This is a genomic window from Sphingobium sp., from assembly GCF_032153725.1.
Taxonomy (GTDB): domain Bacteria; phylum Pseudomonadota; class Alphaproteobacteria; order Sphingomonadales; family Sphingomonadaceae; genus Sphingobium.
The window spans coordinates 1-26,839 of sequence record NZ_JALDYQ010000031.1 but is presented as its reverse complement, the minus strand read 5'-3'; the positions used below and the strand labels follow the sequence as shown (position 1 = coordinate 26,839).

The 26,839-nt window shown below is 64.9% G+C and carries 28 protein-coding genes; 10 read left to right on the top strand and 18 right to left on the bottom strand.

The window, feature by feature from the left end:
• Positions 1–74: 74 nt before the first annotated feature.
• The 10 genes from RUH75_RS11820 to RUH75_RS11775 form a co-directional block, all read right to left on the bottom strand.
• Positions 75–992, bottom strand: coding sequence for a hypothetical protein (locus tag RUH75_RS11820; RefSeq protein ID WP_313806077.1), 918 nt, complete (start codon positions 990–992; stop codon positions 75–77).
• Positions 993–1,244: 252 nt separating this feature from the next.
• Positions 1,245–1,895: a flagellar basal body-associated FliL family protein gene (fliL, locus tag RUH75_RS11815; protein ID WP_313806075.1), complete on the bottom strand. Its 651-nt coding sequence runs from the start codon at positions 1,893–1,895 to the stop codon at positions 1,245–1,247.
• Positions 1,896–1,921: 26 nt separating this feature from the next.
• Positions 1,922–3,712, bottom strand: a complete 1,791-nt coding sequence (locus RUH75_RS11810) for a flagellar hook-length control protein FliK (protein ID WP_313806073.1) — start codon at positions 3,710–3,712, stop codon at positions 1,922–1,924.
• A complete protein-coding gene (locus RUH75_RS11805) occupies positions 3,705–4,130 on the bottom strand; it encodes a hypothetical protein (protein ID WP_313806071.1) in 426 nt (141 codons plus the stop codon). The genes RUH75_RS11810 and RUH75_RS11805 overlap by 8 nt, the downstream gene beginning before the upstream one ends.
• Positions 4,127–5,455 carry a FliI/YscN family ATPase gene (locus RUH75_RS11800; RefSeq protein WP_313806069.1) on the bottom strand — a complete coding sequence of 443 codons (1,329 nt, stop codon included), beginning with the start codon at positions 5,453–5,455 and terminating at the stop codon, positions 4,127–4,129. The genes RUH75_RS11805 and RUH75_RS11800 overlap by 4 nt, the downstream gene beginning before the upstream one ends.
• Positions 5,452–6,075, bottom strand: a complete 624-nt coding sequence (locus RUH75_RS11795; protein WP_313806067.1) for a FliH/SctL family protein — start codon at positions 6,073–6,075, stop codon at positions 5,452–5,454. Before RUH75_RS11795 ends, RUH75_RS11800 begins: the two co-directional genes overlap by 4 nt.
• On the bottom strand, positions 6,068–7,081 hold the full coding sequence (gene fliG / locus RUH75_RS11790; RefSeq protein ID WP_313806065.1) for a flagellar motor switch protein FliG: 1,014 nt from the start codon (positions 7,079–7,081) through the stop codon (positions 6,068–6,070). Before fliG ends, RUH75_RS11795 begins: the two co-directional genes overlap by 8 nt.
• Positions 7,074–8,840 (bottom strand): flagellar basal-body MS-ring/collar protein FliF, encoded by a 1,767-nt coding sequence (gene fliF, locus RUH75_RS11785; protein ID WP_313806063.1) that lies wholly within the window; start codon positions 8,838–8,840, stop codon positions 7,074–7,076. Before fliF ends, fliG begins: the two co-directional genes overlap by 8 nt.
• A 1-nt stretch (position 8,841) precedes the next feature.
• Positions 8,842–9,201 (bottom strand): flagellar hook-basal body complex protein FliE, encoded by a 360-nt coding sequence (fliE, locus tag RUH75_RS11780; protein ID WP_313806061.1) that lies wholly within the window; start codon positions 9,199–9,201, stop codon positions 8,842–8,844.
• Between the two features lie 14 nt (positions 9,202–9,215).
• Positions 9,216–10,490, bottom strand: a complete 1,275-nt coding sequence (locus RUH75_RS11775; RefSeq protein ID WP_313806059.1) for a sigma-54 dependent transcriptional regulator — start codon at positions 10,488–10,490, stop codon at positions 9,216–9,218.
• 326 nt (positions 10,491–10,816) lie between these two features.
• On the opposite strand from RUH75_RS11775, the gene RUH75_RS11770 reads away from it, so the two are divergent.
• From RUH75_RS11770 to mdoH, 3 genes are all read left to right on the top strand, one after another.
• On the top strand, positions 10,817–11,683 hold the full coding sequence (locus RUH75_RS11770; protein WP_313806057.1) for a flagellin: 867 nt from the start codon (positions 10,817–10,819) through the stop codon (positions 11,681–11,683).
• Positions 11,684–11,904: 221 nt separating this feature from the next.
• Entirely contained in the window at positions 11,905–13,389 is a 1,485-nt protein-coding gene (locus tag RUH75_RS11765) for a glucan biosynthesis protein (protein ID WP_313806055.1), read from the top strand.
• 71 nt (positions 13,390–13,460) lie between these two features.
• Positions 13,461–15,359, top strand: a complete 1,899-nt coding sequence (mdoH, locus tag RUH75_RS11760) for a glucans biosynthesis glucosyltransferase MdoH (RefSeq protein ID WP_313806053.1) — start codon at positions 13,461–13,463, stop codon at positions 15,357–15,359.
• A gap of 126 nt (positions 15,360–15,485) precedes the next feature.
• Here mdoH and RUH75_RS11755 read toward each other — a convergent pair whose 3' ends face one another.
• From RUH75_RS11755 to RUH75_RS11720, 8 genes are all read right to left on the bottom strand, one after another.
• Positions 15,486–16,223 carry a FliA/WhiG family RNA polymerase sigma factor gene (locus RUH75_RS11755; protein WP_313806051.1) on the bottom strand — a complete coding sequence of 246 codons (738 nt, stop codon included), beginning with the start codon at positions 16,221–16,223 and terminating at the stop codon, positions 15,486–15,488.
• Between the two features lie 11 nt (positions 16,224–16,234).
• Positions 16,235–18,370: a flagellar biosynthesis protein FlhA gene (gene flhA / locus RUH75_RS11750; RefSeq protein ID WP_313806049.1), complete on the bottom strand. Its 2,136-nt coding sequence runs from the start codon at positions 18,368–18,370 to the stop codon at positions 16,235–16,237.
• Between the two features lie 9 nt (positions 18,371–18,379).
• Entirely contained in the window at positions 18,380–19,213 is an 834-nt protein-coding gene (locus RUH75_RS11745) for a lytic transglycosylase domain-containing protein (RefSeq protein ID WP_313806047.1), read from the bottom strand.
• A gap of 154 nt (positions 19,214–19,367) precedes the next feature.
• Complete coding sequence (locus RUH75_RS11740; RefSeq protein WP_313806045.1) at positions 19,368–19,676, bottom strand: hypothetical protein; 309 nt, start codon at positions 19,674–19,676, stop codon at positions 19,368–19,370.
• Positions 19,677–19,681: 5 nt separating this feature from the next.
• Positions 19,682–19,963, bottom strand: a complete 282-nt coding sequence (flgM, locus tag RUH75_RS11735; protein WP_313806043.1) for a flagellar biosynthesis anti-sigma factor FlgM — start codon at positions 19,961–19,963, stop codon at positions 19,682–19,684.
• A gap of 46 nt (positions 19,964–20,009) precedes the next feature.
• The gene (locus RUH75_RS11730; RefSeq protein WP_313806041.1) at positions 20,010–20,549 is read right to left on the bottom strand and encodes a flagella basal body P-ring formation protein FlgA; all 540 of its coding nucleotides are present in this window, start codon (positions 20,547–20,549) and stop codon (positions 20,010–20,012) included.
• Positions 20,550–20,622: 73 nt separating this feature from the next.
• Positions 20,623–21,120, bottom strand: coding sequence for a flagellar motor protein MotB (locus RUH75_RS11725; protein WP_313806039.1), 498 nt, complete (start codon positions 21,118–21,120; stop codon positions 20,623–20,625).
• Positions 21,117–21,782, bottom strand: coding sequence for a MotA/TolQ/ExbB proton channel family protein (locus RUH75_RS11720; protein ID WP_313806146.1), 666 nt, complete (start codon positions 21,780–21,782; stop codon positions 21,117–21,119). The genes RUH75_RS11725 and RUH75_RS11720 overlap by 4 nt, the downstream gene beginning before the upstream one ends.
• 265 nt (positions 21,783–22,047) lie before the next feature.
• On the opposite strand from RUH75_RS11720, the gene flgB reads away from it, so the two are divergent.
• The 7 genes from flgB to RUH75_RS11685 all read left to right on the top strand — a co-directional run bounded on the left by flgB (position 22,048) and on the right by RUH75_RS11685 (position 26,793).
• Positions 22,048–22,416 (top strand): flagellar basal body rod protein FlgB, encoded by a 369-nt coding sequence (gene flgB / locus RUH75_RS11715; RefSeq protein ID WP_313806037.1) that lies wholly within the window; start codon positions 22,048–22,050, stop codon positions 22,414–22,416.
• Between the two features lie 29 nt (positions 22,417–22,445).
• Positions 22,446–22,838 (top strand): flagellar basal body rod protein FlgC, encoded by a 393-nt coding sequence (flgC, locus tag RUH75_RS11710; RefSeq protein WP_409592349.1) that lies wholly within the window; start codon positions 22,446–22,448, stop codon positions 22,836–22,838.
• A complete protein-coding gene (locus RUH75_RS11705; protein ID WP_313806033.1) occupies positions 22,835–23,491 on the top strand; it encodes a flagellar hook assembly protein FlgD in 657 nt (218 codons plus the stop codon). The genes flgC and RUH75_RS11705 overlap by 4 nt, the downstream gene beginning before the upstream one ends.
• 51 nt (positions 23,492–23,542) lie before the next feature.
• Entirely contained in the window at positions 23,543–24,385 is an 843-nt protein-coding gene (locus RUH75_RS11700) for a flagellar hook-basal body complex protein (protein ID WP_313806031.1), read from the top strand.
• Between the two features lie 124 nt (positions 24,386–24,509).
• Positions 24,510–25,250 (top strand): flagellar basal body rod protein FlgF, encoded by a 741-nt coding sequence (locus RUH75_RS11695; protein WP_313806029.1) that lies wholly within the window; start codon positions 24,510–24,512, stop codon positions 25,248–25,250.
• A 67-nt stretch (positions 25,251–25,317) separates the two neighbouring features.
• Positions 25,318–26,106, top strand: a complete 789-nt coding sequence (flgG, locus tag RUH75_RS11690) for a flagellar basal-body rod protein FlgG (RefSeq protein ID WP_313806027.1) — start codon at positions 25,318–25,320, stop codon at positions 26,104–26,106.
• Between the two features lie 9 nt (positions 26,107–26,115).
• On the top strand, positions 26,116–26,793 hold the full coding sequence (locus RUH75_RS11685) for a flagellar basal body L-ring protein FlgH (protein ID WP_313806144.1): 678 nt from the start codon (positions 26,116–26,118) through the stop codon (positions 26,791–26,793).
• Positions 26,794–26,839 lie beyond the last annotated feature (46 nt).

The following is a 26,839-nucleotide window of genomic DNA, read 5'->3' as shown; positions in this document are numbered from 1 at the left end:
ATTGACCTTAAAGCATTGTTTTATCGCATGAAACCAAGCAGGCTTCCGCCTTCTGGGAGGCTCATGATTGCCGATTATATTTCTACGGAATGGACCTTCACGACATGGATGCGAGACGGAATCAAGTTTCCGTCCTTGTCCTCTTTAAACTCGACCATCACATCGGCTCGGATGACTTCAGCCTTGCTCAGTGGCGCGAGATCGACCGTGGGATACAGATCCATTCTAAGGCGCTCGGAAAGGATTTCCTTGTCAACGAAGCGACCGGCCCAACCTACTCTGCGCTTTTGGCGGTCGAGCGCTAAAATTTGTATCCTAACATCAGGATAGGGCTCTATCGGAGTGTCGCTATCGACGGCCATGGAAGCCTCAGAAGGAAATTCCTTAACCGCGCCCAGCGATATCTCTTGCCCTCCCGCGATCACAGGAGCGCCGCCACCCTTTTTGGCAGGCCTGAAGAACCGGGTCGCGGCGTCTATTATGTCGCGCTGAGGCTGCTGATGCACCGCACCGCGAACCGCGCTGTCCAGAGCGTCAGAGGATATATTTAAAGTGTCTGCGGTTATATTCAGAACGTTGTTGTAGTCACCGTTGATCGAAGCCGGATTCTCACGATCACCTCTAAACTTCGAATAAACGAACTTAGCCCCATACAAAACAACGAGAATAACGAGCAGGGTTACTATCGTGTCGTATTTTTCTGGAATGGCCATCCCAGTAAGACCTTCGACCAAATCTGTAACCTCAGACTGCAAATCATCTTGAAATGCAAGGAACAGTGATACGAGGAACTCCTCTTTGAGGCTACCAGTTTCCGCATCGATGAGGCTGATTTTTACACCGTCAACCGTGAGGCCCGGTATAGCATCCGATATTATCTTCGGCAGATAGCGGACCAACTTATCTTGGGCCAGCAGGCTATCCGCGATCTCGGCGAGCGTAAACTGCTGCTCATTCGTGTATTTGATCGAATGCCGAAACTTCTGCTCCATCAACGCCCCCTTCGAATATTGGGAACGCTGGCGAAACGAGAGGCGAGAGTCAATCACATATGAGACGCCGGGACTTAGAGCGGCTCACTCGTCTCCATTTCACCTCCCCGCCCGGCATTTCTTGCCTGCCACCCATCTTAAGAATGATCGAGGGCAGGCACCTGCAGGGAAACTCCGTCTGTTAATTTTCTCATGCGACGTTTTGTCGCATGACGCGACGGCAAAAGTCGCAGAAAACCTAGTATTTTCAGGCTATTGGATAACAAAATTTGTAAAATAAACGTTATCGACGCCACCATAGCCCGTCTTCTGCTTCAGAATGTCGTTAATTATGACCTTGATCCTGCCCTGAAGCGCGCGTTTCCCCTGCGGCGTGGAAAGCGCCTCCACCGGCTGTTCGGCCAGCATCATCAGGACCTGGCTGCGAATCGCCATCTCATGGGTCTTGATCGCTTCGATCACGCGCATGTCATAATAGGTCGAGATGGCGAGCGAAATCTGGGCGAAGGCGTCGGTATCCGACATGTTGGACGTGAACGGCGTCTGAAGCTGGAAATAGGTCGCCTGATAGGCCGCCGGGTTGGACGGCGTCGGCAGGTCGATGCCCTTGGCGGGCACGTGCACGCCCGACGGGGCATGGGCGCCGCCGCCATGGCCGCCCTCGCCCCCTTCACCGCCGCCGCCGCCATGGGCCTTGGCCACGTCCTCCGCGCTTTCGCCGGCCAGGACGAGGACGGGCTTGTTCGGCTCCTCCTTGGGTCCGTCGGCCTTGGGATTGAAGAAGCCGGCGGCATAGAGGCCGCCGGCAGCCCCCGCACCGCCCACGACCATGGCAATGACGATCAGCAGGATCATCTTCATGCCACCGCCCTTCTTTTTCTTCGGCTTGGCGTCGTCACTCATCGGAAAATCCCCCGTCATCCCGCATTTCAGGCATAGCGCGCGCGTAGGGCCTCATGGCCCGCCCGGCGCGTATCGTCATGGTCAAGAACGGCAGGATCAGCGGTATTTTTAGGGACAAAGCCGCTATTTTCGCGTGATTGCCAACGGCCCTGGCCTTGCGACTGGCCCATATTCTGGCCATTGGCCCAGGCGCCCTGCCCCGGCTGTTGCGAGGATGGCTGCTGTTGCGGGGATTGCTGGCCCGCGCTGTCGGCCCGCGCCGATTCCGCGACATGCGGCGCGCGTTCGATCTTCACGTCGGTTATGCGAACGGCCGAAAGGCCCGCGTCCAGGCGCAGCCGGTCGCTGTCCTGGCGCAACGCCATTTCCGCGGCCTCGCTGGCGACGGTCAGGCTGACGGCCGCGCCATCCGCGCCCTGCCGGATGTCGACCTGAACCGGGCCGAGCTGATCCGCATTGATCTGAAACCGGCCCTGCGCGCCATGGGCGGACAGACCGGCAATGTCGCGGGCCAGGCCATCGATCCACTGGCCGGAAACGCCCATATCCACCACCTGCGCGCCAAGGCTGGCCGACAGATCGACGACTGGGGCGGTGGCAGCGGCGGGCTGTACGGCACCGGATGCGGGCTGCGGTGGCAGCGGCTGGACCGCTGCGTCGGCGGGCAAGGGTTGGACCTGACCGGGCGGTGCGGCTTCGATGGAGGGCGCCGCGCGTTCCGCCTTGCTCCGGGCGAGGCCCGGGACCTGCTCGTCCGGGCGCGCAGGGGTGCCCGAATGACGGACAGCGAGTTGATCGCGCACCATCTGAAGCAGGGCAAGCGCTTCGGATTTCACCGGCTGGTCCGGCGTCACGGAAAGCGTTGAAATGGGGGCATCGGCCGCCAATGCGCCATCGTCCGGGGCGGGAATGATGCTGTCCGGGGAACGGCCTGCAACCCTGGAAGCAGCAGTTGGGTCGGCGGGCGGGGCAGCAGGCTGACCGGACTGATCGGGCGTGGCTGATTGCGGGGCAGGTGGCGTCGGGGAAGTGCTTTCCAGCGCTGGCTTCACGGCCGCCGTCGACTGCGGAGTCGCGGTTGCGACAGGCTGGGATGGGAGCGGGACCACACCGGGTTGTGCGGAGGCCATTGGCGGCGCGCCATTGGGAACCGGGGTCGGCGCGATGGGCGAGGACAGCTGCTCCTCCGACCGATCCTCGGCAGGATGGTCATCGCTCTGCCCGATCGCGGCCTCTTCGTCCGGTTGTCCGGTGATCGGCGCGGCAAACAGAGGCTGTGTTTCATGCAGCACCGGCTTTGCCGCGATGCGGATCGCCTGGGGCCGCTCCCCGACCGAGATGGCCAGTTGGTCCGGAAGCGCCGGGATCGGCATGGTGGCCATGCCTCCCTCCGGCCGGGCCGGTTGTCCGTTCGCCGACGCGGCGGTTTCCTCCTCTGTTTCAGGCTTCTGATCGGCATCGGCAGAGACAGCAGGCGCTGGACTGTCGCTTCGCTGGACGAGCCCCGACGAAAGCGGCAGGGAGGCCTTGCGATGCCCCTGTGCCGCGTGAAGGGCGGTCGCAAGGCCCGGCGGCAACGCGATCGCGATGGTGTCCGGCGCGGTTTCCCCATGGGTTTCTTCGGTCGGTTCCACAGCTTGCGGCAGTCCGGAGATATCCGCCGCGGCGGAGGCATCCATCCTGCCACTGAGCAAGCTGGCGAAATCGACGGCGCCCTCCACCGGCGCGGCCACGCCAGCGCCTTCCGTGGGCACAGCCGGGGCCGCCGAGGAGAAGAGCAGAGCCTTGAGGCTGGTCAGCATATTCACGTCAGACATCTCCCGTCCGCTGCATCCGGCGATAACGCGGCAGGGCCGCGAGCTTGTTTTCCCGCCATTCCTCCAGGTCCGCGCGGGCGCGATCCTTGAGTTTCACGGCGATTTCGCGATCCCGATTGGCCGCGAGGCTGAGGCCTTCCTTGACCTCCACCTTGCGGCGCGCATCGTAGAGCGCGCCATCCAGCTGACGCCCCGCCTGTTCCAGACGGCCCGCCAGTTCCTGCATGGAAGCAAAAGTCGCGCCATTTGCCGTGCCCTGCGTCGTAAAAAGATCGTCGCGCACATTGCGCAGCCGTTCGGCATTGCGGGCAATGCCCTCCGCCTCGTCGCGGGCACGGGCCGTTTCGGCCATGGCCATGGCATGCTGCACATGGCGGACGCGCAGCACGCGCTGGCGGCGGGCGACCTCTCCCTTCACGCGCCGAACTCGGCTATGAGGGCGTTGGCGCTGGTGGGCAGGTCGATGAAGCTCTTCTGATCCTGCCGGATGAAGTCGAGGATTTCCTGCCGCCGCTGCACCGCTTCGTCGATCACCGGATCATTGCCGGGACGATAGGCGCCCATCAGGATAAGGTCGCGATTTTCCTCATAGGCGGCCCAGAGACGGCGATAGGAGGAGGCGGCGAACCGGTGCTCGTCCGGCACGACATCCGCCATGACGCGGGAGAGCGACTTGCCGATGTCGATAGCCGGGAAGATCGCCTGTTCGGAGAGATGGCGCGACAGCACGAAATGGCCGTCGACAATGGCGCGGGCGGCATCGACGATCGGATCGTCGGTGTCGTCGCCATCGGCCAGCACGGTATACAGCGCGGTGATCGAGCCGCCGCTACGGCTGTCGACGCCCGCCCGCTCCACCAGACGCGGGATCAGCGCCAGCGCGGACGGCGGATAGCCCTTCATCGCGGGCGGCTCGCCCAACGCCAGCCCAATCTCCCGCTGGGCATGGGCGCAGCGGGTCAGGCTGTCGATCAGCAGCAGCACCTTCTTGCCGCGCGCCCGGAAATATTCGGCGATGGCGGTGGCGCGGGCAGCGGCGCGCAGGCGCAGAACCGGCGGATGATCGGCGGGAACGGCGACGACGATGCTCTTGTGCATCGCGCCCTTGAGCTTGGTTTCCAGGAAGTCACTGACCTCGCGGCCGCGCTCTCCGATCAGGCCCGCGACGACGATATCGGCTTCGGCGCCCTGGATCATCTGGCCCATCAGTACCGACTTGCCGACGCCAGAACCGGCGATGATCGCAATGCGCTGGCCGCGTCCGGCGGTCAGCAGCGCGTTGACCGCGCGCACGCCCAGATCGAACGGCTCGGTCACGCGACCCCGGTCGAGCACATTGCCCTTCACGCCGTTGAGCGGCCACGAACCGCCCGCGATGATCGGCCCCTTGCGGTCCAGCGGCTGGCCCATGGCGTCGATGACGCGGCCGATGAGGCCTTCGCCGACCTGCACCATGGTCGCCTGGCTATCCGGCTCGACCCGCGCGCCATTTTCCAGCGGCGCGTCGGCATCGAGCGGCACCAGCAGGGTCCTGTCGCCGCGAAAGCCCACGACTTCGGCGCGGCAGATCGTCCCGTCCGATGCGATCAGCCGGGCGCCCGCGCCGATGGGACGGCGGAAGCCAGTGACTTCCAGCATCCCCGCATCATGGCTGACCAGCCGCCCGACATGGCGGGGTGCACGGTTCTGGACCTGCATATGGTCGAACAGCGTCTCCGCCTGGGCGAGCGCGGCGCGGATCATGCCTTTCCTTCCATATCGTCCAGCAAGGCGCGCAGGCGGGAGAGACGCACATCCGGGCCATCCTCGACCCAGCCGTCAGCGGTTTCGAGGCGGACGCAGCCGCGCTGCATGCCCTGGTCCGCGACCAGCTTCACGCCGATCTCCTCGCCTTCCAGCAGTTCGATATCCTCCGGATGCAAGTGCAGCGCGCCCTTCTCGTCATTCGCTTCGATGAAGGCGGCGACGCTGTCGCAACGCTGGAGCAGCCGTGCGATGTCGATCTCGACCTCGCCCACGATCTGCTCGACCAACCGGACCACCGTGGCGGAAAGCATGGTGGACAGCATGCCGCTGGGCGCGGGCGCCAGCAGTTCCAGCGCTTCGGCAAGCCGCTGGCGCGCTTGCACATCGGCCGCATTGGCTTCCGCGGTGACGCGGCTGCCTTCGTCGAAACCCATGGCGAAGGCCTCGATCCGCGCCTGTTCCAGCACATCTTCTTCGCTTTCCGGAACGCTGTCGTGCACCGGCTGGCCGGGCGCATGCGCGGGCGTGAACAGGCTGCGGAAGCCGCCGCTCGTCACCTGACCCATGCCGCCCAGCGGAATGCTGGCAACCTCTGCATTGGTCCAAAGCTTAGACAAAGTCGTTCCCCTTGCCGCCCAGCATGATGGTGCCCGCATCGGCCATGCGGCGCGCGGTCCCGATGATCAGCTTCTGCGCGTCGATCACTTCGGCGAGGCGGATCGGCCCGCGTTCCTCGATCTCGTCGGATATGGCCTGAGCAGCGCGGGCCGACATCGACCCGAATATCTTGGCCTTCAGCATGTCGTTCGCGCCCTTCAGCGCCACGACCAGCACGGCGCTGTCGACGGTGCGCATCAGCGTGCCGAGGTTCTTGTCGTCCATGTCGATGAGGTTGTCGAAGACGAACATCTCCTCCTCGATGGTCTGGGCGACCATCTTGTCCCGCTTGGCCAGCGCCTTGATGATGCGCTGCTCATTGTCCTTGCGGACATTGTTCATGATCGCCGCCGCCTCGACCGTGCCGCCGCGCTGCGAGGCGCCGCCCTGCTTCTTGGCCATGTTGCCGCGCAGGAGGAGCTGTTCCAGATCGTCCAGCGCCTCGTTCGACACGGGACCGAGCGTCGCGATGCGGTAGACGATCTCTTCCTGATATTCGACCGGCAGCAATTGCAGCACATCGGCGGCGATCGGCGCCTCCAGATGAGCGAGCACGATCGCCATGATCTGCGGATGCTCCGCCTCGATCAGCGTGGCGATTTCCTTGGCATCCATCCATTTCAGCATTTCCAGCTGGGTCGAACGGGTCGGCGGGGTGATGCGGGCGAGCATATTCTCGGCCCGTTCCTCGCCCAGCGCCTTGGTCATCGCGCCGCGGATATGGCGGGTGGCGCCATAACCGATGGTGGTGCGCTTCTTCGCCTTGGTGACGAAATGGTCGAGCGCTTCATTGACCTCCTCGACCTGCACGTCAGCGACATCATACATCGCATAGCCGAGCTGGCGGACTTCGTCGGGTTCCAGGCGGGAGAGGATCTGCGCGGCCTCATCCTCATCGAACAGCATCAGCAGGACGGCGGCGGCGGCGCTGCCCTTGAGCGCCGGATTGGCGGCAACGTCAGGCATTTTCCTTCTTCCCTTCCTTCAGAAGGTCGCGGACGACCAGGGCGGCGCGATCCGGGTCCTGCTTCACGAAGTTGCGGATGAGGTCGGCGCGCTGGGCATAGTCGTAAGTGGAGGAGATCATGTCGAGCGTCACGGGCGTCGAACCGTCGGGGTTCACCGTCGCCTGACGGGTGATCTCGGTCGAGATTTCGCGGCCGATCTTCTGGCCCTCGGCCACCGCCTGCTCGGCGGCGGCGGTCTGGGCGGCGGCGCGGCGCTTCAAGAGCGGGCGGCCGATGCCGAAGATCACCAGCAGCGCGACCAGCAGGGCCGAGACATTGCGCACCAGCGGCGACACCCATTCGGCCTCATACCAGGGGGTTACGACTTCCTCGGCCCTGGCGAAGCTGCGGGAGGACAGGGCGACCACGTCGCCACGCGCCTGATCGAAACCGACCGCGCCCTTCACCAGCGCTTCGAGGGTTGCGATCTCCTGCGGGGTGCGCGGCTTGCCGTCCGGACCGTTGTCGAGCGCGACGGCGACGGACAGGCGCTTCACCGTGCCGATAGCGTCCTTGGTGACGGAGACTTCGCGGCCCAGCTCGAAGCTGCGGTTGAAGCTTTCCTCCGTCTTCATCAGCGGATTGGGCGGGGCGCCGGGCTGGGCAGCGGTCTGCGCGCTGGTGGCGCCTTGGGCCACGGCCTGACCATTGGGATTGGTCTGGCTGACCGTCGGGTTGACCGGCGCCTGATTGCTGAGCGCGCCGGGGATGCCGCTCGCCTCGCCGGCAGCCCCGCCAGTTCCATTGCCCTGGCCACGCGGGTCGGACTGCCAGCTGCCGGTTTCGGTGCGCAGGCGCGCTTCGTCCTGCGGATAGGTTTCGCGGGTCGCCTGCCGCTCGGCGAAGTTCAGTTCGGTGTGAACCTCGGTCGAAAATTTGCCCGCGCCCAAAATCGGCGTCAGCAGCGCGATCACCGACTGGCGATAGCGGTCCTCCATCCGGGTCTGGATCGCCAGCTGGCGATCATCGGCGGCGTTGCTGTCATTATCGCTCAGCAGGCGGCCATTCTGGTCGACGACCGAAATATCCTCCGGATTCAGTTCCGGGATGGACGAAGCGACCAGATGCACGATGGCGCTGACCTGCGCGTCGGTCAGCTGACGGCCCGAGGCCAGACGCAGCATCACCGAGGCAGAGGGTTTGGACCGTTCGCGCAGGAAGACGCTGGGCGGCTCGACCGCGAGGTGGACCTTGGCGCTCTCCACGCTGTCGATTGCTTCGATGGTGCGGGCGAGGTCCATTTCGCGGGCCGACCGCAGCTTTTCGCCTTCGACGGCGCGCGACGCCCCCATGGGCAGGCTGTCGATCATGCTGTTGCCGTCGGGCGCGCTCTTGGGCAGGCCTTGAGCGGCGAGCATCATCTTCGCCTTGAAATATTCGTCCTCGCCAACGGTCATGCCGCCCGAATTGTCGAAGTCGTAGCGGATGCCGTTCTGGTCCAGCACCTGCGCGACCGCCGACTTGTCGGCATCGGGCAGGGCGCGGAACAGGTCGCGCTGCGGCGGTTCGCGGAGCGCCAGCCAGGCGGCCCCCGCGATGGCGACGACGCCCAGCAAGCCCAACAGCGGCAGGCTCTTCGCCACCGCCGGCTGCCTGATGAAGCCGGTGAAGCGCGCCTTCATCGCGTCAACGCCCTTCGCGCCGCCAAAGCTGGCGGGGCTGGTGGCCGGGAGAGCGGCAGCGCCGCCGACGGAGGGGGTGAGTGCGTTCTCGCTCATATTACACCGGCATGCTCATGATGTCCTTGTAAGCGGACAGCAATTTGTTGCGGACCTGAAGGGTGGCTTCGAAACTGACCGACGCCTGCTGCTTGGCGAGCATGACCCCGGCAATATCGGTGGTTTCCCCCCGTTCGAACGAGGCGGCTGCTTCACCCGCCTGATTTTGCAGGCCGTTGACTTGGCTTAGCGCCGATTTCAGCGCGTCGGTGAAACCGCCCGGCGCGGTGGCGCCGTTGGTGCCGACCGCCGAACCCGCGCCGACATTGCCGGTCTGGGCGACGTCGCGCAGCGCGGCGTTCTTCTGGAGGATGGCGTTGCGGATCGCCATCACGCTATCAGTGGGAGAGATGCCGGACATATCCTATTCTCCCCTCAAGCCGCGGCCAGCTCGCGCATCTCGGCGAGCCGGTAGCGCAGCGTGCGTTCGGAAATGCCCAGCTTGCGGGCGGCGGCGGCGCGGTGGCCGTCCGTCTCGCGCAGCGCGGCGCGGACAGCCTCCAGCTTGGAGTTGTGCGCAACGTCGCGCAGACGGATCGGCTCGGCGGTTTCCAGGACCTGGCGTTGCACCACGCGAAGCTGCGGCGCGCCGGTGATGTGCAGATCAGCAGGCTCGATCCGGTCGCCGTCGCGCAGCACGAGCGCGCGCTGGAGGACATTGCCCAGTTCGCGGGCATTACCCGGCCAGACATGGGCGGTCAGCTTTTCCAGCGCCGCGACGGTCGGCCACACGAAGGCGTCCTTCGCCATATCCTGATGCCGCAGCAGCATGGCAGCGGCGATCGCGGTCACGTCGCCCGCACGCTCGGCCAGCGGGCGCAGCTCCAGCGGCATGACGTTGAGGCGCCAGTAGAGATCCTCGCGGAAACGCCCGGCGGCGACTTCGGCGGCGAGGTTGCGGTTGCAGGCTGCGATGATGCGGACATTGACCGGAACCGGATGGGTCGCGCCCACGGGCAGCACTTCGCCTTCCTGAAGGGCGCGCAGCAGCTTTGCCTGAAGGCTCAGCGGCAGTTCTGCGATTTCGTCGAGGAACAGCGTGCCGCCGTCAGCGGCGAGGAACAGGCCTTCCGACGCGTTGGCCGCGCCGGTGAAGCTACCCTTCCTGTGACCGAACAGCATCGCTTCCATCATGGTTTCGGGCAGCGCCGCGCAGTTGACGGCGATGAAGTCATGGGCAGTGCGGCCCGACTGCGCATGAAGGAAGCGCGCCATGCCTTCCTTGCCGGTGCCAGTGTCGCCCTGGATCAGCACGGTGGCGTCGCTGCGCGCCACGCGACCGGCCAGTGTCATCAGCCGGGTGCTGGCATTGTCGCCCACTGCCGGGACCGCGGCCGGACGGGCCAGCTCCGCGATCAGCGCGAAAGCGAAGCCCATATCCTCCAGGCCAAAGGCCACGCGGGCGGGCAGGCCGTTGGCGGCAGGCACCAGCGACGGCGCGCCGTCCACCAGGTTGATCAATATGTCGCGATGGGTCGCATGACCGATCTCGGTCGCCAGCAGCACGCGCCGATTGCCCCGTTCAATCCCGTCCCGCTCCCGCGGGCTCTGCGCGTCCACGATGCGTACGGTGAAGAACGCATTTTCCAGCCAGTGCTGCAGGCCCGCAACGAGCGCGCAGACTCCTCGGCTCACGTCCAGCGATGACATGAACTTGTCCCCATGATTTTGGCCGGATTGTGCCCCCGCACGCCCCAACCCCCTTCGATGGGTTCAAACTGCCCGGCCATGGTTATCATATGGTTAATGCGGCAAAGTTCTTGCCGCATAACGGCATTTTTTTTCCGCTTGCCGGGAACTTCTTGCCCACTTCTGCATAGGGCACCCGTTCTGGAGGTCGGTTTTCCGCGCCTTTGGAAGTTTTTCCGGAAAAAAACGCGCCACCCCTAAAAGCTTTTTCGCCCCTGCCGTTATCCCCTTTCGAGGCCGCAAGCAGCCTGATGGCAGCGACCTGAACGAACGGAAAGGGTAATCAAATGTCTGTTATCGGAACCAACTCTTCGGCGCTGCGTGCCACCAATGCTTCGGCCGCTTCCAGCAAGGCGCTCAGCACCGCGATGGAACGCCTGTCGACCGGCAAGCGCATCAACTCGGCCAAGGACGATGCCGCCGGCATGGCGATCGCCTCGACCATGACCGCGCAGATCAAGGGCATGACCCAGGGCGTCCGCAACGCCAATGACGGCATCTCGCTCGCCCAGACGGCGGAAGGTTCGCTGGGCGAAGTCAGCAACATGCTGCAGCGCATGCGTGAACTGACCGTCCAGGCGTCGAACGACACCAACGGCGCCGACTCGAAGTCGAACATCAAGTCGGAAATCGACGCGCTCTCCACCCAGATCGGCAAGGTTCTCACCAACTCCAGCTTCAACGGCATCAAGCTGTTCGACGGTTCGGGCGGCGCGGCTGCCGACGGCAAGATCAACATCCAGGCCGGTGCGAACTCGACCGACTCGGTGGTCATCGACCTCGGCAACCTGAACACCAACGCCAATGTGACCGCCGTGCTGACGCCGGGCACCGGTGTCGCGACCGCCGCCATGGACGTGACCGCCGCGGGCTTCTCCTCGGCGACCGCGCTCACCAACTATGACAACGCGCTGAAGGCGATCGACACGGCCCGCGCTGGTCTGGGTGCCGCCCAGAACCGCCTGGAATCGACCGTCAACACGCTGACGGCCAACGTCACCAACCTGACCGACGCCCGCAGCCGCATCGAGGACGCGGACTTCTCGACCGAGACGACCGCTCTCGCCAAGGCCCAGATCCTGAGCCAGGCTTCGACCGCGATGCTGGCCCAGGCCAATCAGAGCCAGCAGAACGTCCTGAAGCTGATCAGCTAAGCCTGAAAGAGATTGACCGGCTGGGGTTTTGGTCACCTGGCAGCCGGTCATGCCACTCCCGGCACATCAACGGTCCCCACCCGTGCCGGGGGTAGAAACTTCGATGAAACGGCCAGCCTAAAGAAGCCTCCGTCCCCCCGGGCGGAGGCTTCATCGCATTTGTCGATCGGATCGGGATCGAAACACTTGCATTGGCGGTTGTCGCCCCCATGATGACGACCATGACCAAGATTGATCGCCGCGCGATGATCGCTGCCTCCGGCGCGGCGCTGCTGCTGCCCCGCCCCCTTCTCGCTCAACCGCGCGGCGACGCCTTCTCCTGGGACATGGTGATCGCCCGCGCGCAGCGGCTTGCCCGTGGCGCTTTCAAGGTGACGCCCTTTTTCCCCGGCGCGGACAAGGTGGGTTATGACGCCTTCAACCAGGCCCGTTTCCGCGACGAGCGGACGATCTGGAACGACCTTGGCGGCGACACCGGCATCCGCCTGTTCCCCTTGAGCAGTACGGTGCAGCAGCCGGTCGAGATCGCGCTGGTGGAAAAGGGCCGCGCGACGCCGCTGCGCTACGACCCCGGCATGTTCGACGCCCCGGCCGGCAATGCGGTGCGCAATCTGGGGCCTGATGCGGGCTTTTCCGGCTTCCGCATCATGAACGCGGCGCGGGACGGCGACTGGCTGTCCTTTCTGGGCGCCACCTATTTCCGGGCGCCCGCCGACAGGCAGTTCGGCCTGTCGGCCCGCGCCGTCGCGATCAACACCAGCATCGCGGGCAAGGAGGAATTTCCCCGCTTCACCCATTTCTGGCTGGAGCGGACCGGGCGCAGCAGCGTCACCATCCATGCACTGATGGACAGCGCCTCGCTGACCGGCGCCTTCCGCTTCGCCAGCAGCCTTGGCCCGCAAGGGGTGCGGCAGGATGTCGATGCGGTGCTGTTCGCGCGCAAGGCGATCACCGAACTGGGGCTGATGCCGATGACCAGCATGTTCTGGTACGATCAGGCCGACCGGGCGAAGCGCACCGACTGGCGTCCGGAAATCCATGACAGCGACATGCTCTCCATCGCCAGCGCAGATGGCACCGCCCATTGCCGTCCGCTGGCGAACCCCTCCGCGCCGCGTGTCGATGTCTTTGCCGAGCGGAACCCGAAGGGCTTCGGCCTGCTCCAGCGCGACCGGAATTTCGACCATTATCAGGATGACGGCGTCTTCTACGAACGCCGCCCGTCGCTCTGGGCGACCCCGCGCAAGCCGCTGGGCGCGGGACAGGTCAGGCTCTACGCCTTTCCGACCGACAGCGAGTATACCGACAATGTCGCGGCCTATTGGACGCCCGCCGCGCCGACGCGCGCGGGCAGCCGGATCGAGGCGAGTTACCGGCTTGACTGGTCCACGGCGCGCACGCCCGCTTCGACCGACCTTGCCACGGTCGAGAATATCTGGACCGGGCAGTCTGGCGAAGCGGGGGTTGAGCGGTTCCTGGTGGACTTTGCCGGGGTTCCAGCGCAGGCTCGGCCCGATATCTGGGTGGATCTTGCCGGCGGAACGCTGGTCAAAAAAGCGGGCTATCCCGTGCTGCACCAGAAGGACATGTTCCGAATGGTCCTGGATATCCGTCGGGACCGGGGCAAGCCGACCGATATTCGCGCCCAACTTCGCGCTGGCAATCGTCCGTTCAGCGAATATGTGCATTACCCCCTGGGCGCATGACGGCTGGAACAAAAATCCGGCGAGCTTGAGCCGGGCCTTCGCGGGCGGATGAAGCGGAAAATGGGTCTGGAATGACGGCAACTGGTGGCATGCACACGGACAAGGGGATGGGATCGACGCCCATGAGGGCGTTCGAGCATCTTCCCGTGGAAAGGCCATTGGCCATGCCCGCGCAGGATTTTTCCGCAAAACCGCGCGACCTGCCCCATCGTCCATTCAACGTCGATCTTTGGGCAAGACGGATACTGGTCGTCCTGCTGGCGCTGCTGCCCGCGTCGATGGCGGCCCATGAAATGCGGCGCTCGATCGGGCTGGACGGCATTTCGGCATGGGAGGGTGTTTATCTTGCCCTGTTCATTCCGCTCTTCGCCTGGATCGCCTTCGGCTTCGCGACCAGCCTGATCGGCTTTTTGCTGCTGACCATGGGCAAGGGACAGGGCGCACGGCCTTATCGCGCGCGGTCCGCCACGCCCTTGCGCGGCCGCACCGCCGTGCTGCTGCCGGTATGCAATGAAGATTTCCAGGGCGTGCTCGGCCGGCTGTCGATCATGGAGCGGTCGCTGGCGCAGGTCATGGGCGGCGAGCGGTTCGAATTTTTCATCCTGAGCGATTCCAATGCCGGGAATGGGGAAATCGAGCGCGCCGCCTATGTGAAGATGCGCAAGGGATTCTCCCGCCCGGTCCATTACCGCCGGCGCGCGCTCAACATCGGCCGCAAGCCCGGCAATATCGCCGAATGGGTGGAACGTTTCGGCGGCGCCTACGACTATATGATCGTTCTCGACGCCGACAGCGTGATGAGCGGCCAGACCATGGCCCGCCTCGCCTCCGACATGGAGCGGCATCCGCATGTCGGGTTGATCCAGACCGTGCCGTCAATCGTCGGCGCCTCCACCTTCTTCGCCCGCTGGCAGCAATTCGCCAGCCGCCTCTTCGGGCCGATTTCCGCCGCCGGCATGATCTGGTGGGCGGGATCGGAAGGCATGTTCTGGGGCCACAACGCCATATTGCGGACCAAGGCGTTCGCGCAGAGCTGCGGCTTGCCCGAATTGCCGGGGCGCGCGCCCTTTGGCGGCCATATCATGAGCCATGACATGGTCGAGGCCGCGCTGCTGCGGCGCAGGGGCTGGGACGTGCATATCGTCATGGCCGACGACAGTTTCGAGGAATTTCCGCCCTCCCTGCCCGATCTCGCCACGCGCGACCGCCGCTGGTGCCAGGGCAATATCCAGCATGTGCCGCTGCTCACGAAGATCAGGGGCATGCATCCGGTCAGCCGCTTCCAGCTGTTCGTCGGCGCTTCGGCCTATTGCACCTCGCCGCTGTGGCTGGCGCTGATGCTGGTGGTGCTGGGCGGCGCGGTGGCGGGCGTGTGGCCGCCAAGCGCGATCCTGCCCTCCGGCGGGTTGCTGGCGCTGACCGCCGTGCTGCTGTTCGGGCCGAAGCTGTTGGCGCTGCTCTGGGCGCTGGCCGATCCGGCGCGGCGCATCGGCTTCGGTGGCGGCGTGCGGATGATGCGCGGCGTGATCGCGGACATCGCGCTATCGATCCTGATGGCGCCGGTCAGCATGCTGACCCAGACGATCAACCTGTTCGGCATATTGATGGGCCGCAAGAGCAGTTGGAACGGGCAGACCCGCGACCGCGACGGCATGGCGATGCTGCCCGCCATCTGGCTGTTCAAATGGCATATATTGCTGGGCGCGGGGCTGACGCTGCTGGCGGTGAAGTCCCATACCTCGCTCGGCTGGATCATGCCGGTGGTGGCGGGACTGGTGCTGGCGCCCCTCCTCGCGGCGTTCACCGCGCGCAAGGACCTGGGGACGAAGGCCGCGCATAGCGGGCTGTTCCAGGTGGCGGAACCATGGTGGCGGACGCAGAACTACCAGAAGACGCGCTATCGCCAGTTGCAGTTGGACAATGCGAAGCCGCCGTTCGACGGGCTGTCCAATGCGGCGAACGATAGCTGATCATGAGATGAACGTGCTCCTGCGCAGGCAGGAGCCCAGTCCAAACGCTTGCACAAATGGACTGGCGGCCGAACTGGGTTCCTGCCTGCGCAGGAACACGTCACACGCAGCGGCCCGGCCAGTTACTCAATCCCAATCGCGCAATTTCTCGCGCAGCCTGTCGAGCGCCGCCTTCTTGATCTGGCACACCCGCGCCGCGCCGATATCCAGCGTCGCGCCGATTTCCTCCAGATTCAGTTCCTCGACGAAATAAAGCTGAAGCACCAGCGCCTCGCGCTGCGGCAGTTCCCCGATGCATTTCGCCAGCGCGCCTTTAAGCGACTCCCGCTCCATCACGTCGTCGGCGCGGTCCTCGACATCGGCGAACCACATGGACTGGTCGGAATAGACCTCGTCCATGCTGCTGTGCTGCACCATCTCGCAACTGTCGGCCACTTCGCGATAGGCGGCGGCATCCAGACCCATTTCGGCGGACATTTCCGCCTCCAGCGGCGCGCGGCCGAGCTTCTGCTCCAGCCGGTTGCGGATGCCCGCCATCGTCTTGCGCTGGGCCATGGCCGACCGCGTCATGGTCGCGCTGCGGCGCAGATGGTCGATCATCGCCCCGCGCACGCGCATCTGCGCATAGGAGGCAAAGCCCAGGCCCCTGTCCTCGAAGCCATTGGCAGCCTCCACCAGCGCGACCATGCCGATCTGGAGCAGGTCCTCGATCTCGATCGCGCTGGAGACACGGCCATGGACGTGCCATGCGATCTTGCGCACCAGCGGCATATATTGCCGCGCCAGCCGCTCGGGCGAGACGGCATTGCCGGGACGATTATAGATGTGGGTATCGGAACCGGCGACGACCCTGTTCATGAACATGAGACGGCTCCTTAAGCGACGCGTTCGCGGCCAGAGTGGGAAGATTGCGGCAGGGGATCGTGACGCGGCGCGGGGCGTTGCTCGCCACCGACCACGGCGACGACTTCCACGCCCTTGCCGTCGGGAATTTCGAGGAAAGAGAGCACGGGCGTCTCCGGCAGATGCGGCTTGAACAGGCGAGCCAGCGCGCGGCGCGCGACCGGCGAGGTGACGATGGCGAAGTTGCGCGCCTGCCCCAGCAACGGGCGAGCAGCCTGCACCACCGCCTCGATGATGCGGTTGGCGAGCGCGGGCTCGATCGGGTGACGGGCATCGCCCGCCATGCGCATCGCCTGCGCCAGCAACGCCTCCAGGTCGCCGTCGAGCGTGATCACCGGCAAAGGCATCTTCACCGGAACGAGGCCCTGGATGATGAGCGAGCCGATGCGCTGGCGCACCGCTTCGACGAGTTGATCGAGGTTCATGTCGGGCCGTGCGGCATCGACCATCGCCTCGCAAATGCGGCGGAAATCCTTGAGCGCAATGCCTTCGGCGAGCAGGGCGCGGCAGAGCGCTGAAATCTGCGTCAGATTGAGCAGACCCGGCGTCAGCCCGTCCACCAGCTGCGGCGCGGCATCCTTGAGGTTGTCGAGCAGCTTGCGCGCTTCGTCCAGGCCGAACATCTCGCTGGCGTTCATCGCGATCAGCTGGTTGAGATGGGTCGCCACGACCGTCGGCGGATCGACCACGGTATAGCCCGCGACCACGGCCTCACTGCGCTTGGCGGGCGAAATCCACACGGCGTCGAGGCCGAAGGTCGGGTCCTTCGCCTCGCGGCCGGACACCGTGCCCTCCAGCGCGCCGCTGTCCAGCGCCAGCAGGTCGGCGGGGAATATCTCGTCCTCGCCAACGACAACGCCGGCGATGGTGATGCGATACTGGTTCGGCTCCAGCGCCAGATTGTCCTTCACCCGGACCATCGGCACGACGAAGCCCAGTTCCTTCGACAGCTGGCGACGGATGCCGGTGATGCGGGCCATCAGCGGCGCGCCCTTGCGTTCGTCCACCAGGCCGATCAGGCCATAGCCGATCTCCAGCCCCAGCACCGCGCCGTCCGACACGTCATTCCATTCGATCAGCGCCGGATTGGGCGGCGGGGCGGCGGGTTCAGGCTCCGCGGCCTTGCGCTGGCCCGATTTGCGGAGCTGCCATGCGATCGTGCCGGCCAAAGCCGCGGCGGGCAGGATGATCATGTGGGGCATGCCCGGCAGGACGCCAAGGAAGGTCAGGATCGCCGCGACCGGCATCCACGCCTTGCCCGAACCGAACTGGCTGGTGATCTGGTTCGACAGATCGTCCTCGCTGCCGACGCGGGTGACGATTGCCGCCGCCGCGATGGAGAGCAGCAGCGCCGGAATCTGCGCCACCAGCGCATCGCCGATGGCAAGGATGATATAGGTCTGCGCGGCTTCCCCGATGGACAGCTTGTGGCTGACCACGCCCAATATGATGCCGCCGACGATGTTGATGGCGAGGATCAGGATGCCCGCGACCGCGTCGCCCTTCACGAATTTGGACGCACCGTCCATCGAACCGTAGAAATCCGCTTCGGTCGAGACTTCGCGGCGGCGGACCTTGGCTTCTTCCGGGGTCAGCAGGCCCGCGTTCAGATCGGCGTCGATCGCCATCTGCTTGCCGGGCAAGGCGTCCAGGGTGAAACGCGCCGACACTTCCGACACGCGGCCCGCACCCTTGGTGATGACGACCAGATTGATGATCATCAGGATCGCGAAGACGAAGATGCCGACGACATAGTCGCCGCCGATCAGGAAATGACCGAAAGCCTCGATGACATGGCCTGCCGAATCGGTGCCTTCATGCCCGTTCACCAGCACCACGCGGGTCGACGCCACGTTCAGCGCCAGCCGCAGCAGGGTCGCGAACAGCAGCACCGTGGGGAAGCTGGAGAAATCGAGCGGTTTCGCCGCATTCAGCGCCACCATCAGCACGGCCAGCGAAATCATGATGTTGGTGATGAAGCCGATGTCCAGCATGACCGCCGGCACCGGCACCATCATGAACAGCACGACCATCAGCGTCGCGAACGGCAACACCGCCCCCTTGGCGGCGCTCATCCAGATCTTCGCTTTGACTTGGGCAGGAGTCATGATGGGCCGTTACCTTCCGAGGGTGGCAAGCATGAGATAGGCGAGGCGCGCTGTCTGCGGGTCCGGCCGGACGGCAACGTCGGCCGCGCTCGCAAGGCGCTGGGTTTCGATCCGCACATAATCGGCGGGCTGCACGGTCTTCGCGCCCGAAGGCAGCCCGGCATCCGACGAACTGTCGGCATATTGGATGTCGCCGGTTCCGACCGAATCGAAGCCCTTCTGGAGCTTCGCGGCGAAACGGTCGCGAATGTCGGCAAAGCTGCGGGCATTGCCCTGTTTGTCGTAGAAGATCGAACGGTTGGCGCGCGCCGCCGCCGGAAACATAGAGGCGGCGGTGGCATCGGGCGCCTGATCTTCCATCGACAGGAATTTGGCCGCGCCGCCTACGCCGAGGAAATGGGCCATGTAAAGGTCGACGGGCTCAGCCTCGCGGCCCAGGCGCTGTTCCAGATAGGCCTTGTTGTCGGCGGCATGCTCGGCAGCCATGACGGAAGCGGTTTCGGGATGCTTGCGCAGGTCGAGTATCTGCTGGCGCAGGTCAGGATCGGCCACATAATAGCGGCCGTTGCTGCCCCGGCTGATCGCATCGGCGGCCCAGCCCAGGCCATATTCGCTGCCATGCTGGTCGATGACGGCCAGCCAGCTCTGATCGACGAACTGGTACAGTCCGGTCGCGGAGGATGTCGTCGCGCGGGCGGCGGGATTCAGGCTGCTCTCGATCTTGGCCTGACCGAGCAGATAGGCGAAGTCCACGCCCGTCCGGCGGCTGGCCATGGCGATCGCGTTGGTCACGCGATTGCCCGCCGAAGCGCCCGTTGCTGATATGTCTGCGAAAGCCGACACTGATTGCTCGCATCCCCGTTGGTACCGGAGGTCCTTAGAGCAAGGCTTGTGCCAAGATTTGGTTAACGCGCGCTCATGATTTGCTTTTCCACATCGGTGCAACGCAAAAGGGCGCCCGCAGGCGCCCTTTTAAGCTACGGAAAAATGGGATTTTTTAGCGGCCGTAGGTCAGCGGCGCGATTTCCGCGCCTTGCGTCGCGAGAATGGCCATCCGCTGATTCGCATGATCCGCCAACAGGTTGGTGCGAATCCGCGCCGACTCCATCAGCGGCCGCAATGCTTTCAACCGATCCTTCACCGCGTCATCGGACCGCCAGACGCCAATCGCGCGGACTGCGGAGGCCGCCGTGGCGATTCGGCGGGTCGCAGATTCGATCACCGCCGGGTCCACCCCGTCGAGCGCCACGCGCAGCTCATCAAAAGCCGCGTTCAGTTCATCCAGCGCTGCAAGACCGAGCGGCATGGGGTTCAGCCAGCCGCCGGCAGGTCGAGCGCAAGCATGCGATCGGCGATCGCCGCCGGATCGACCGGATAATTGCCCGAAGCGATCGCAGCCTTGATCGCGGCCACGCGGTCCATGTCGACCGGAGCGCCTTCCGCCGCCATGCGGGCGGCGGGGCTGGCCGAACTGGCCGAGGCAGACGCGCTGGCAGTCGAACCGACCGACGAAGCGCGCGTGGTCTTGCCGCCTTCCTTCAGGCGGGTCGCCTCAACGGCGGCGCTGATATTCTGGCCGACAGACTTGATCATTGCTTCAATCCTTCATTCGTCCCGCACAGCCTATATACGGCCGGGTTCAGAAATTATTAAATCCCGGAATACGAACAATTCCCATTTCCACGACCTGCGCCAGAACCGGCGCGGCTTTCCTGTCCTCGCGCACGCGGATCGTCTGACCCACGGCGCCGTCCTCATCCGCGACCATCATGCGCGAGACGCTGAAACTGGCGTTCCCGGCCATCAACTGGACCGGGTCGCCCTTCTTCACGACAGCTTCCTTCGGCACCGCGCGGGCCGCAGGCGCATAGCGCGCCACCGGCCCCGAAGCCGCCGCCGCGCCCCCCGCCACCAAAGGCACGCGAATCCGCCAGCCCAGCGCATCGCATTTGACGATCGCCGCGCCGAAGACGGGGCCATCGACGCTGGGCGTCGTCGGGCAGGCCGCCAGCCGCAAACGGCGGTCAACCGGCGCCATCGGCCCGCCCGGATCGCCTATATTGGCGCCGACGGTCATCGCGACCAGACTGTCGATGCGGTCCAGATTCTCGAACTTCTGCTGCGCCTGCGCGGGCTGCGAGGCCAGCACCGACAGCGTCAGGAGGAGGATCTTGGGCATGATGTTCACGGCAACTCTCCGATGAGCGGACAGGATCAACCATGAGATTAGCAATATTGATGCCAAAAAATGGTTAACGGGCTGCCGAGATCAGGATCGACTGCCCCCTGCCGCTTTCGCCATCCAACTGGTCCAGCCCGCGCAGGACCAGCCGGTCATCGCCAATGCCGCCCGCCTTCAACGCCCGCGCGACGGCCCCCAATCGCGCCGCCGACAGGTCCCATCCATCGAAGCGCTGGCGGGCACCATCCGTGCCGCGGCTGCTGACCTCCAGCCCAGAGCGTCCCGCGGCAAAGCGACCCGCCACTGCCTTTAGCCGCCTTTGGCCCGCCGGGGTCAGCAACGCCTCGCCCGGCTGGAACAGATCTGCGGCGCGGATTTCCATGGGCCGACTGATGGCGCGCCCGCCAAATTGCTGACGAACCTGCGCCAGCATCGCATCGCGCCGCTGGCCGCTCGCCTGCAACATCACGAAAAAGCCGAGCAGCAGCAGCAGCAGATCGGCAAAGCTGAGCGCCCAGCGGCTGCGCCGGGCGCTGGAGAGAGTGGGGGAGAGGGTGGGAATGCTCATGCAACCTCGCGGATCGAGGCGCGACGCAGCGGCACATTTTCCCGCCGGGCAATGGCCGCCATGCGATCCGCGACTTCCTTCTGCCAGGTCAATTCCCGTTCCGACAGATCAGCGAGGCGCGTGGCGATCGGCGCGGCGACGACATTGGCGATGACCACGCCGTAGAAGGTGGTGAGAAGCGCCAACGCCATGGACGGACCCAGTGCCGCCGGATCGTCCATCGCGGCGAACATGCCGACCAGCCCGATGATGGTGCCCGCCATGCCCAGCGCGGGCGCTGCGTCGGCGATCGACAGCCAGACCTTGCATGCGGCGCCATGCCGCTGCGCGCGGTCGGCCAGCGACTGCGCCGCCCACAGTTCGAACTGCTCGGTCTTCTCGCTATTGGCGAGCTTGCGCGCGGCTTCGGTCAGATAGGGGTTGGCGGTCTTCACCCGGTCGGTGCAGGCAAGGCCGCGCAACTGGGCGACCTGATCGATCTTGAGCAGCGCCGCCCGCGCGGCATCGCGATCCTTTGTCGGATCGGCAGCCAGCAAGGGTCGCAAGGCCACAAAGGCCCGCCCCAACGCGCGCGCGCCATTCTGGAACAGCGCCACCAGCCCGACGCCCGCGACCATGGCCAGCAGGGTCAGGGGATCGAACAACTGCGCAACACTTCCCATCGTCACCAAGCCCCCGATCATGCCCGGCCGACTGGCGGCAAAGCCCTGCCACCGACCGGCAAATTTCTGCCGCCCTTGCCGCCATGCTCCTGCGATCCCGCTGATTTCCGCCATTTCCGGCCCTGCCGATGCGTCACCCACGCAAATTGGCACGGCTCTTGCGAATATCGGGCTGGATCACCCACAGTTCACGCCATCAGGCCTCAGAACGACGGAGCGATCGGAAGTTTTAGGCCCTCAGGGGCAAAAAAGCGGAAAGACCACAATGTCGCTGGAAGACGGATTGTTCGGGATACATGGAAAGGCGCTGGCGCTTCGCTCGCAGCGTCTGTCCCTGCTCGCGTCCAATATCGCGAACGCCTCCACGCCCGGATACAAGGCGCGCGACATCGATTTCGAATCCGCGCTCAAGGAAGCGACGACCCAGCAGAGCAAATCCGCTGCCGACGTGTCCCAGGCCGTCGATGACTCGATGGGCTATCGCGTGCCGCTCCAGCCGAGCCTCGACGGCAACACCGTCGAACTCAGCACCGAACAGACTTTGTTCGCGGAAAATGCCGTCAAATATCGCACGACCCTCTCCTTCCTGGAGGGCCGCATCAATACCATCACTCGCGCGCTGAAGGGAGAATGAGCATGAGCGGTTCCGGCTCTTCGGGTCCCATGAACATCTTCGACATCGCCGGCCGCGCCATGAGCGCGCAGCTGGTGCGCCTGAACGCCACCGCCTCCAACATGGCCAATGCCGGCAATGTCACCGGCAGCGCGGCGGAGGCCTATCGCGCGATCAAGCCGGTGTTCCAGTCGGTTACCGACAGCCCCGGCGTCTCGACCGTCAAGGTCCAGAATGTCGTCACCACCAGCGCGCAGCCCACCAAGCGCCACGACCCCAACCATCCGCTGGCCGACAAGAATGGCGATGTGTGGGAAGCGGCCGTGGATAGCAGCGCGGAGCTGGTCGACATGATCGAGACGGCCCGCATGTACCAGAACAATGTGCAGGTGCTCAACACCGCCAAATCCCTGATGCTCGAAACCATAAGGATCGGCAAATGACGACCACGACCGCCACCGATAGCGCGGGGCTTTCGGTCTATAACCCCTATGCCAATGTCGGCACCGGCAAGTCGGAGATGGGCCAGGCGGATTTCCTGCGCCTGCTGACCGCGCAGATGCAGGCGCAGGACCCCATGGCGCCGATGGACAGCACCCAGATGGTGTCGCAGATGGCGACCATCACCAATAGCACCGGCATCGCCGAAATGAACCAGACGCTGAAGAATCTGGCTTCTGAAATGAGCGGATCGCGCCTGGGCGATGCGGCGAGCTGGATCGGCAAGTCGATGCTGGTCCAGAGCAACATCGCCGCGCCCGATGCGGCCGGCCAGTATATGGGCCAGGTCAGCTTTACCGACGCCACCAGCGGCGCTTCGGTCGATCTGGTCGACGGCAACGGCACTGTCGTCAAGACGATCGAGCTGGGCGACCAGGCGGCGGGCGACGTCAATTTCTTCTGGGACGGCAAGGACGATGCCGGCAACACCGTCGCCACCGACGCGCTGAAGATCAAGGTCAACGGCGCCAGCCCCAGCCGCGTCGCGAGCTGGGCCACCATCGCCGCCGTCCAGTCACCCGCTGACGGCAGCTCATCCAAGCTCATCACCGCGCTCGGCACCTATAGCCCGTCCGACGCCATTTCCCTCGCCTAACCACTCCAAAATCCTTTCACCCCCAAATCCTTTCACCCAGGGAGCAACGCCATGTCCTTCTACATCTCGCTTTCCGGCCTGAAGGCCGCGCAGACTGACCTGTCGACCACGGCGAACAATGTCGCCAACGTCAATTCGACCGCGTTCAAGAAGAGCAAGGCCGTGTTCGGCGACATCTTCGCCGCCGCGCCGATGCAGACCACCACGCAGGTCGCGGGTCAGGGCGTCCGCGCCCAGGGCATCAACCAGCAGTTCACGCAGGGGACGATTGAAACGACCGACAAGACGCTGGACCTCGCCATCACCGGCGAAGGCTTCTTCACCGTCAAGCGCAGCGCCGACAATCAGGTGAGCTACACCCGCAACGGCGCCTTCTCGGTCGAAGAGGACCGTTATGTCGTCGACACCACCGGCGCCCGGCTTCAGGTGATCCCGCTCGATCCCGACACCGGCGCCTCGACGGTGACGGGCACGGTGACCCCCACCTCGCTCACCGACCTCAAGATTCCGACCAACTGGCCCGATGGCGGCACCGGCAACCAGCTGACCAGCGTTGGCGTATCGGAAGAAGGCAAGATCACCGGCGTTTACGCCGATGGCACCACCAAATATCTGGGCGCGACCGCCGTCGCCGCCTTCAACAGCCAGGAAGGCCTGCGTCAGCAGGGCGACGCCCACTGGACCGCCACCAACGCCAGCGGCACGCCGATGCTCGGCACCGGTAATAGCGGCCTGTTCGGCTCGGTCCGCTCGGGCGCGCTGGAACGCTCCAACGTCGACATCACCGAAGAACTGGTGAACCTGATCTCCGCCCAGCGTAATTTCCAGGCGAACTCGAAGGCGATCGAAGCGGCCAACACGCTGTCGACCACCATCGTCAACATGCGGACTTAATAGCTGACGGCGCTTGAAGGGCTGCGTGTTCCTGCGAAGGCAGGAACCCAGTCCCAACGCCTGAACTGGCATCCTGCCTGCGCAGGAGCACACTGTAAAAAGCCCGCAAGAACAGGACAAACCCATGGACCGGCTCGTCAACACGGCACTCACCGCGATGCGCGGCGCGATGGCGCGGCAGGCGGCAATCTCCAACAATCTGGCGAACGTCAACACCACCGGCTTTCGCAGCGAGATCGCCAATGCCGAGACGCGCTGGATCAAGGGCAGCACCTTCGACACGCGGGCGCAGGCATCCGAACAGGTGATCGCCGCCGACATGGCGCAAGGCGCGGTCACCGAAACCGGCAATCCGCTGGACGTGGCCCTGAATGGCGACGCCCTGCTCGCCGTTCAGGGGTCTGACGGCCAGGAAGCCTATACCCGCAGGGGTGATCTCAAAGTCAGCGACAGCGGACTGCTCACCACCGGCGACGGCCTCCCCGTGCTGGGCCAGGGCGGTCCCATCACCCTGCCGCAGATGGACAGCGTTTCCATCGCCAAGGACGGCAGCATCTGGGGCGTGCCGCAGGGCGGCGACCCCGCCAATCCGCAACAGGTCGACAGGCTGAAGCTGGTCAGCCCGGTCGGCTCCAGCATCGCCAAGGGCACGGACGGCCTGTTCCGCGAAGTCAATGGCGGCGCTTTGCCCGACGATCCGATTGCCACCGTCACCGGCGGATCGCTGGAAGGATCGAACGTCAACGCCACCTCCGCGCTGGTGCAGATGATCGAGGCCAGCCGCGCCTGGGAAACCCAGGTCAAGATGATCGACACCGCCAAGCAGCTGGATGACGGCGGCGCATCGCTGATGCGCCTGGATTGATGGTTAATCTGGCACGGCTCTTGCTTTTCACGAAGCAAGCCTGACGGCCCTACGGAGATTTTGAGCCATGACCAACGCAGCCCTTCATGTCGCCCGCACCGGCCTTGACGCGCAGAACACGAAGATGCGCGTGATCGCCAACAACCTGGCGAACGTCAACACCACCGGCTTCAAGCGCGACCGCGCCGATTTCGAGACGCTGGCCTATCAACAGATCGTGGCGGCGGGCGCGAACAGCGACAGCCAGAACAAGTTCGCCACCGGCCTCAATCTAGGCTCGGGCGTCGCGATGCAGGGCACGGCCAAGATCAACACGCAGGGCACGCTCAACCAGACAGAGAATGTTCTCGACATGGCGATCGAGGGTTCGGGCTATTTCCAGGTGCAGCAGCCGGACGGCTCCATCGCCTATACCCGCGCGGGCAATTTCACGACCACGGCGGAAGGCACGATCGTCACCAGCGACGGCCTCCCCCTGATCCCGCAGATCACCGTGCCGCAAGGCGCCACCAGCGTCACCATCGGCAATGACGGCACCGTCTCGGCCACGCTGCAAGGACAGAGCGAGCCGACCCAGCTCGGCCAGATCGAGCTGGCAAGCTTCATGAATCCGGGCGGGCTGGCTGCGGTCGGCGGCAATCTGCTGAAGGAAAGCGCCGCCAGCGGCACGCCGCAAGTCGGCGTCGCCGGGCTGGACGGGCGCGGTGTGATCCGCTCCGGCTATCTGGAAACGTCCAACGTCAATGTCGTCGAGGAACTGGTCGACATGATCGAAACCCAGCGCGCCTATGAGGTCAATTCGAAGATGATCAAGGCGACCGACGAGATGCTCCAGTACGTCAACCAGCAGCTCTGAGCCAAGATGATGCGCCTCGCCTCCACCTCCCTGATAATCCTGTCGCTGGCGGCTTTTGCCGCCTCCCCGGCCATGGCCGGCAAGAAGCGCGATGCCGAGCGGCAATTTTATGCCCCCACGGTCGTTGCCGCTTCTGCCGCCCCCGTGGCCAACGGTTCGATCTTCCAGGCGTCGATGGGCTATACCCCGCTCACCAGCGGCGCGCGGGCGACCAGCGTGGGCGACATCATCACCATCGTTCTGGTCGAAAAGACGCAGGCGACCAAAAGCAACAGCGCCGACACCAGCCGCGACGGCAATATCGGCCTGACGCCGCCCGCCACCGGCATCCTGTCGAAGATCGTCAAGTCGAGCGACATCACGTCGAGCGGCACCAACGCCTTCACCGGCAAGGGTGCCGCTACCCAGTCCAACGCGCTGAACGGCGAGATCACCGTGACGATCGCGGCGACCTATCCCAACGGCACAATGCTGGTGAAGGGCGAAAAGGCGCTGACGCTCAACCGCGGCGACGAGTATATCCAGATCAGCGGACTCGTCCGTCAGGCCGATATCGGCCCGGACAACCGCATCGCATCGACCCGCGTGGCCGATGCCAGGATCATCTACACCGGCAAGGGGGAGATCGCCCGCGCCAGCCGTCAGGGCTGGTTGCAGCGCTTCTTCACCATGATCAGCCCCTTCTGATGGACATGCACGCCATGACCCGCTTTCTCAACTTCGTCATTCCCCC

What these genes read in the sequence shown, in the direction of transcription:
- RUH75_RS11820 (WP_313806077.1), bottom strand. Translation starts at nt 992, where the DNA reads ATGGAGCAGAAGTTTCGGCATTCGATCAAATACACGAATGAGCAGCAG.
- fliL (WP_313806075.1), bottom strand. Translation starts at nt 1,895, where the DNA reads ATGAGTGACGACGCCAAGCCGAAGAAAAAGAAGGGCGGTGGCATGAAG.
- RUH75_RS11810 (WP_313806073.1), bottom strand. Translation starts at nt 3,712, where the DNA reads ATGTCTGACGTGAATATGCTGACCAGCCTCAAGGCTCTGCTCTTCTCC.
- RUH75_RS11800 (WP_313806069.1), bottom strand. Translation starts at nt 5,455, where the DNA reads ATGATCCGCGCCGCGCTCGCCCAGGCGGAGACGCTGTTCGACCATATG.
- fliG (WP_313806065.1), bottom strand. Translation starts at nt 7,081, where the DNA reads ATGCCTGACGTTGCCGCCAATCCGGCGCTCAAGGGCAGCGCCGCCGCC.
- fliF (WP_313806063.1), bottom strand. Translation starts at nt 8,840, where the DNA reads ATGAGCGAGAACGCACTCACCCCCTCCGTCGGCGGCGCTGCCGCTCTC.
- fliE (WP_313806061.1), bottom strand. Translation starts at nt 9,201, where the DNA reads ATGTCCGGCATCTCTCCCACTGATAGCGTGATGGCGATCCGCAACGCC.
- RUH75_RS11775 (WP_313806059.1), bottom strand. Translation starts at nt 10,490, where the DNA reads ATGTCATCGCTGGACGTGAGCCGAGGAGTCTGCGCGCTCGTTGCGGGC.
- RUH75_RS11770 (WP_313806057.1), top strand. Translation starts at nt 10,817, where the DNA reads ATGTCTGTTATCGGAACCAACTCTTCGGCGCTGCGTGCCACCAATGCT.
- RUH75_RS11765 (WP_313806055.1), top strand. Translation starts at nt 11,905, where the DNA reads ATGACCAAGATTGATCGCCGCGCGATGATCGCTGCCTCCGGCGCGGCG.
- mdoH (WP_313806053.1), top strand. Translation starts at nt 13,461, where the DNA reads ATGACGGCAACTGGTGGCATGCACACGGACAAGGGGATGGGATCGACG.
- RUH75_RS11755 (WP_313806051.1), bottom strand. Translation starts at nt 16,223, where the DNA reads ATGTTCATGAACAGGGTCGTCGCCGGTTCCGATACCCACATCTATAAT.
- flhA (WP_313806049.1), bottom strand. Translation starts at nt 18,370, where the DNA reads ATGACTCCTGCCCAAGTCAAAGCGAAGATCTGGATGAGCGCCGCCAAG.
- RUH75_RS11740 (WP_313806045.1), bottom strand. Translation starts at nt 19,676, where the DNA reads ATGCCGCTCGGTCTTGCAGCGCTGGATGAACTGAACGCGGCTTTTGAT.
- flgM (WP_313806043.1), bottom strand. Translation starts at nt 19,963, where the DNA reads ATGATCAAGTCTGTCGGCCAGAATATCAGCGCCGCCGTTGAGGCGACC.
- RUH75_RS11730 (WP_313806041.1), bottom strand. Translation starts at nt 20,549, where the DNA reads ATGCCCAAGATCCTCCTCCTGACGCTGTCGGTGCTGGCCTCGCAGCCC.
- RUH75_RS11725 (WP_313806039.1), bottom strand. Translation starts at nt 21,120, where the DNA reads ATGAGCATTCCCACCCTCTCCCCCACTCTCTCCAGCGCCCGGCGCAGC.
- RUH75_RS11720 (WP_313806146.1), bottom strand. Translation starts at nt 21,782, where the DNA reads ATGGGAAGTGTTGCGCAGTTGTTCGATCCCCTGACCCTGCTGGCCATG.
- flgB (WP_313806037.1), top strand. Translation starts at nt 22,048, where the DNA reads ATGTCGCTGGAAGACGGATTGTTCGGGATACATGGAAAGGCGCTGGCG.
- flgC (WP_409592349.1), top strand. Translation starts at nt 22,446, where the DNA reads ATGAACATCTTCGACATCGCCGGCCGCGCCATGAGCGCGCAGCTGGTG.
- RUH75_RS11705 (WP_313806033.1), top strand. Translation starts at nt 22,835, where the DNA reads ATGACGACCACGACCGCCACCGATAGCGCGGGGCTTTCGGTCTATAAC.
- RUH75_RS11700 (WP_313806031.1), top strand. Translation starts at nt 23,543, where the DNA reads ATGTCCTTCTACATCTCGCTTTCCGGCCTGAAGGCCGCGCAGACTGAC.
- RUH75_RS11695 (WP_313806029.1), top strand. Translation starts at nt 24,510, where the DNA reads ATGGACCGGCTCGTCAACACGGCACTCACCGCGATGCGCGGCGCGATG.
- flgG (WP_313806027.1), top strand. Translation starts at nt 25,318, where the DNA reads ATGACCAACGCAGCCCTTCATGTCGCCCGCACCGGCCTTGACGCGCAG.
- RUH75_RS11685 (WP_313806144.1), top strand. Translation starts at nt 26,116, where the DNA reads ATGCGCCTCGCCTCCACCTCCCTGATAATCCTGTCGCTGGCGGCTTTT.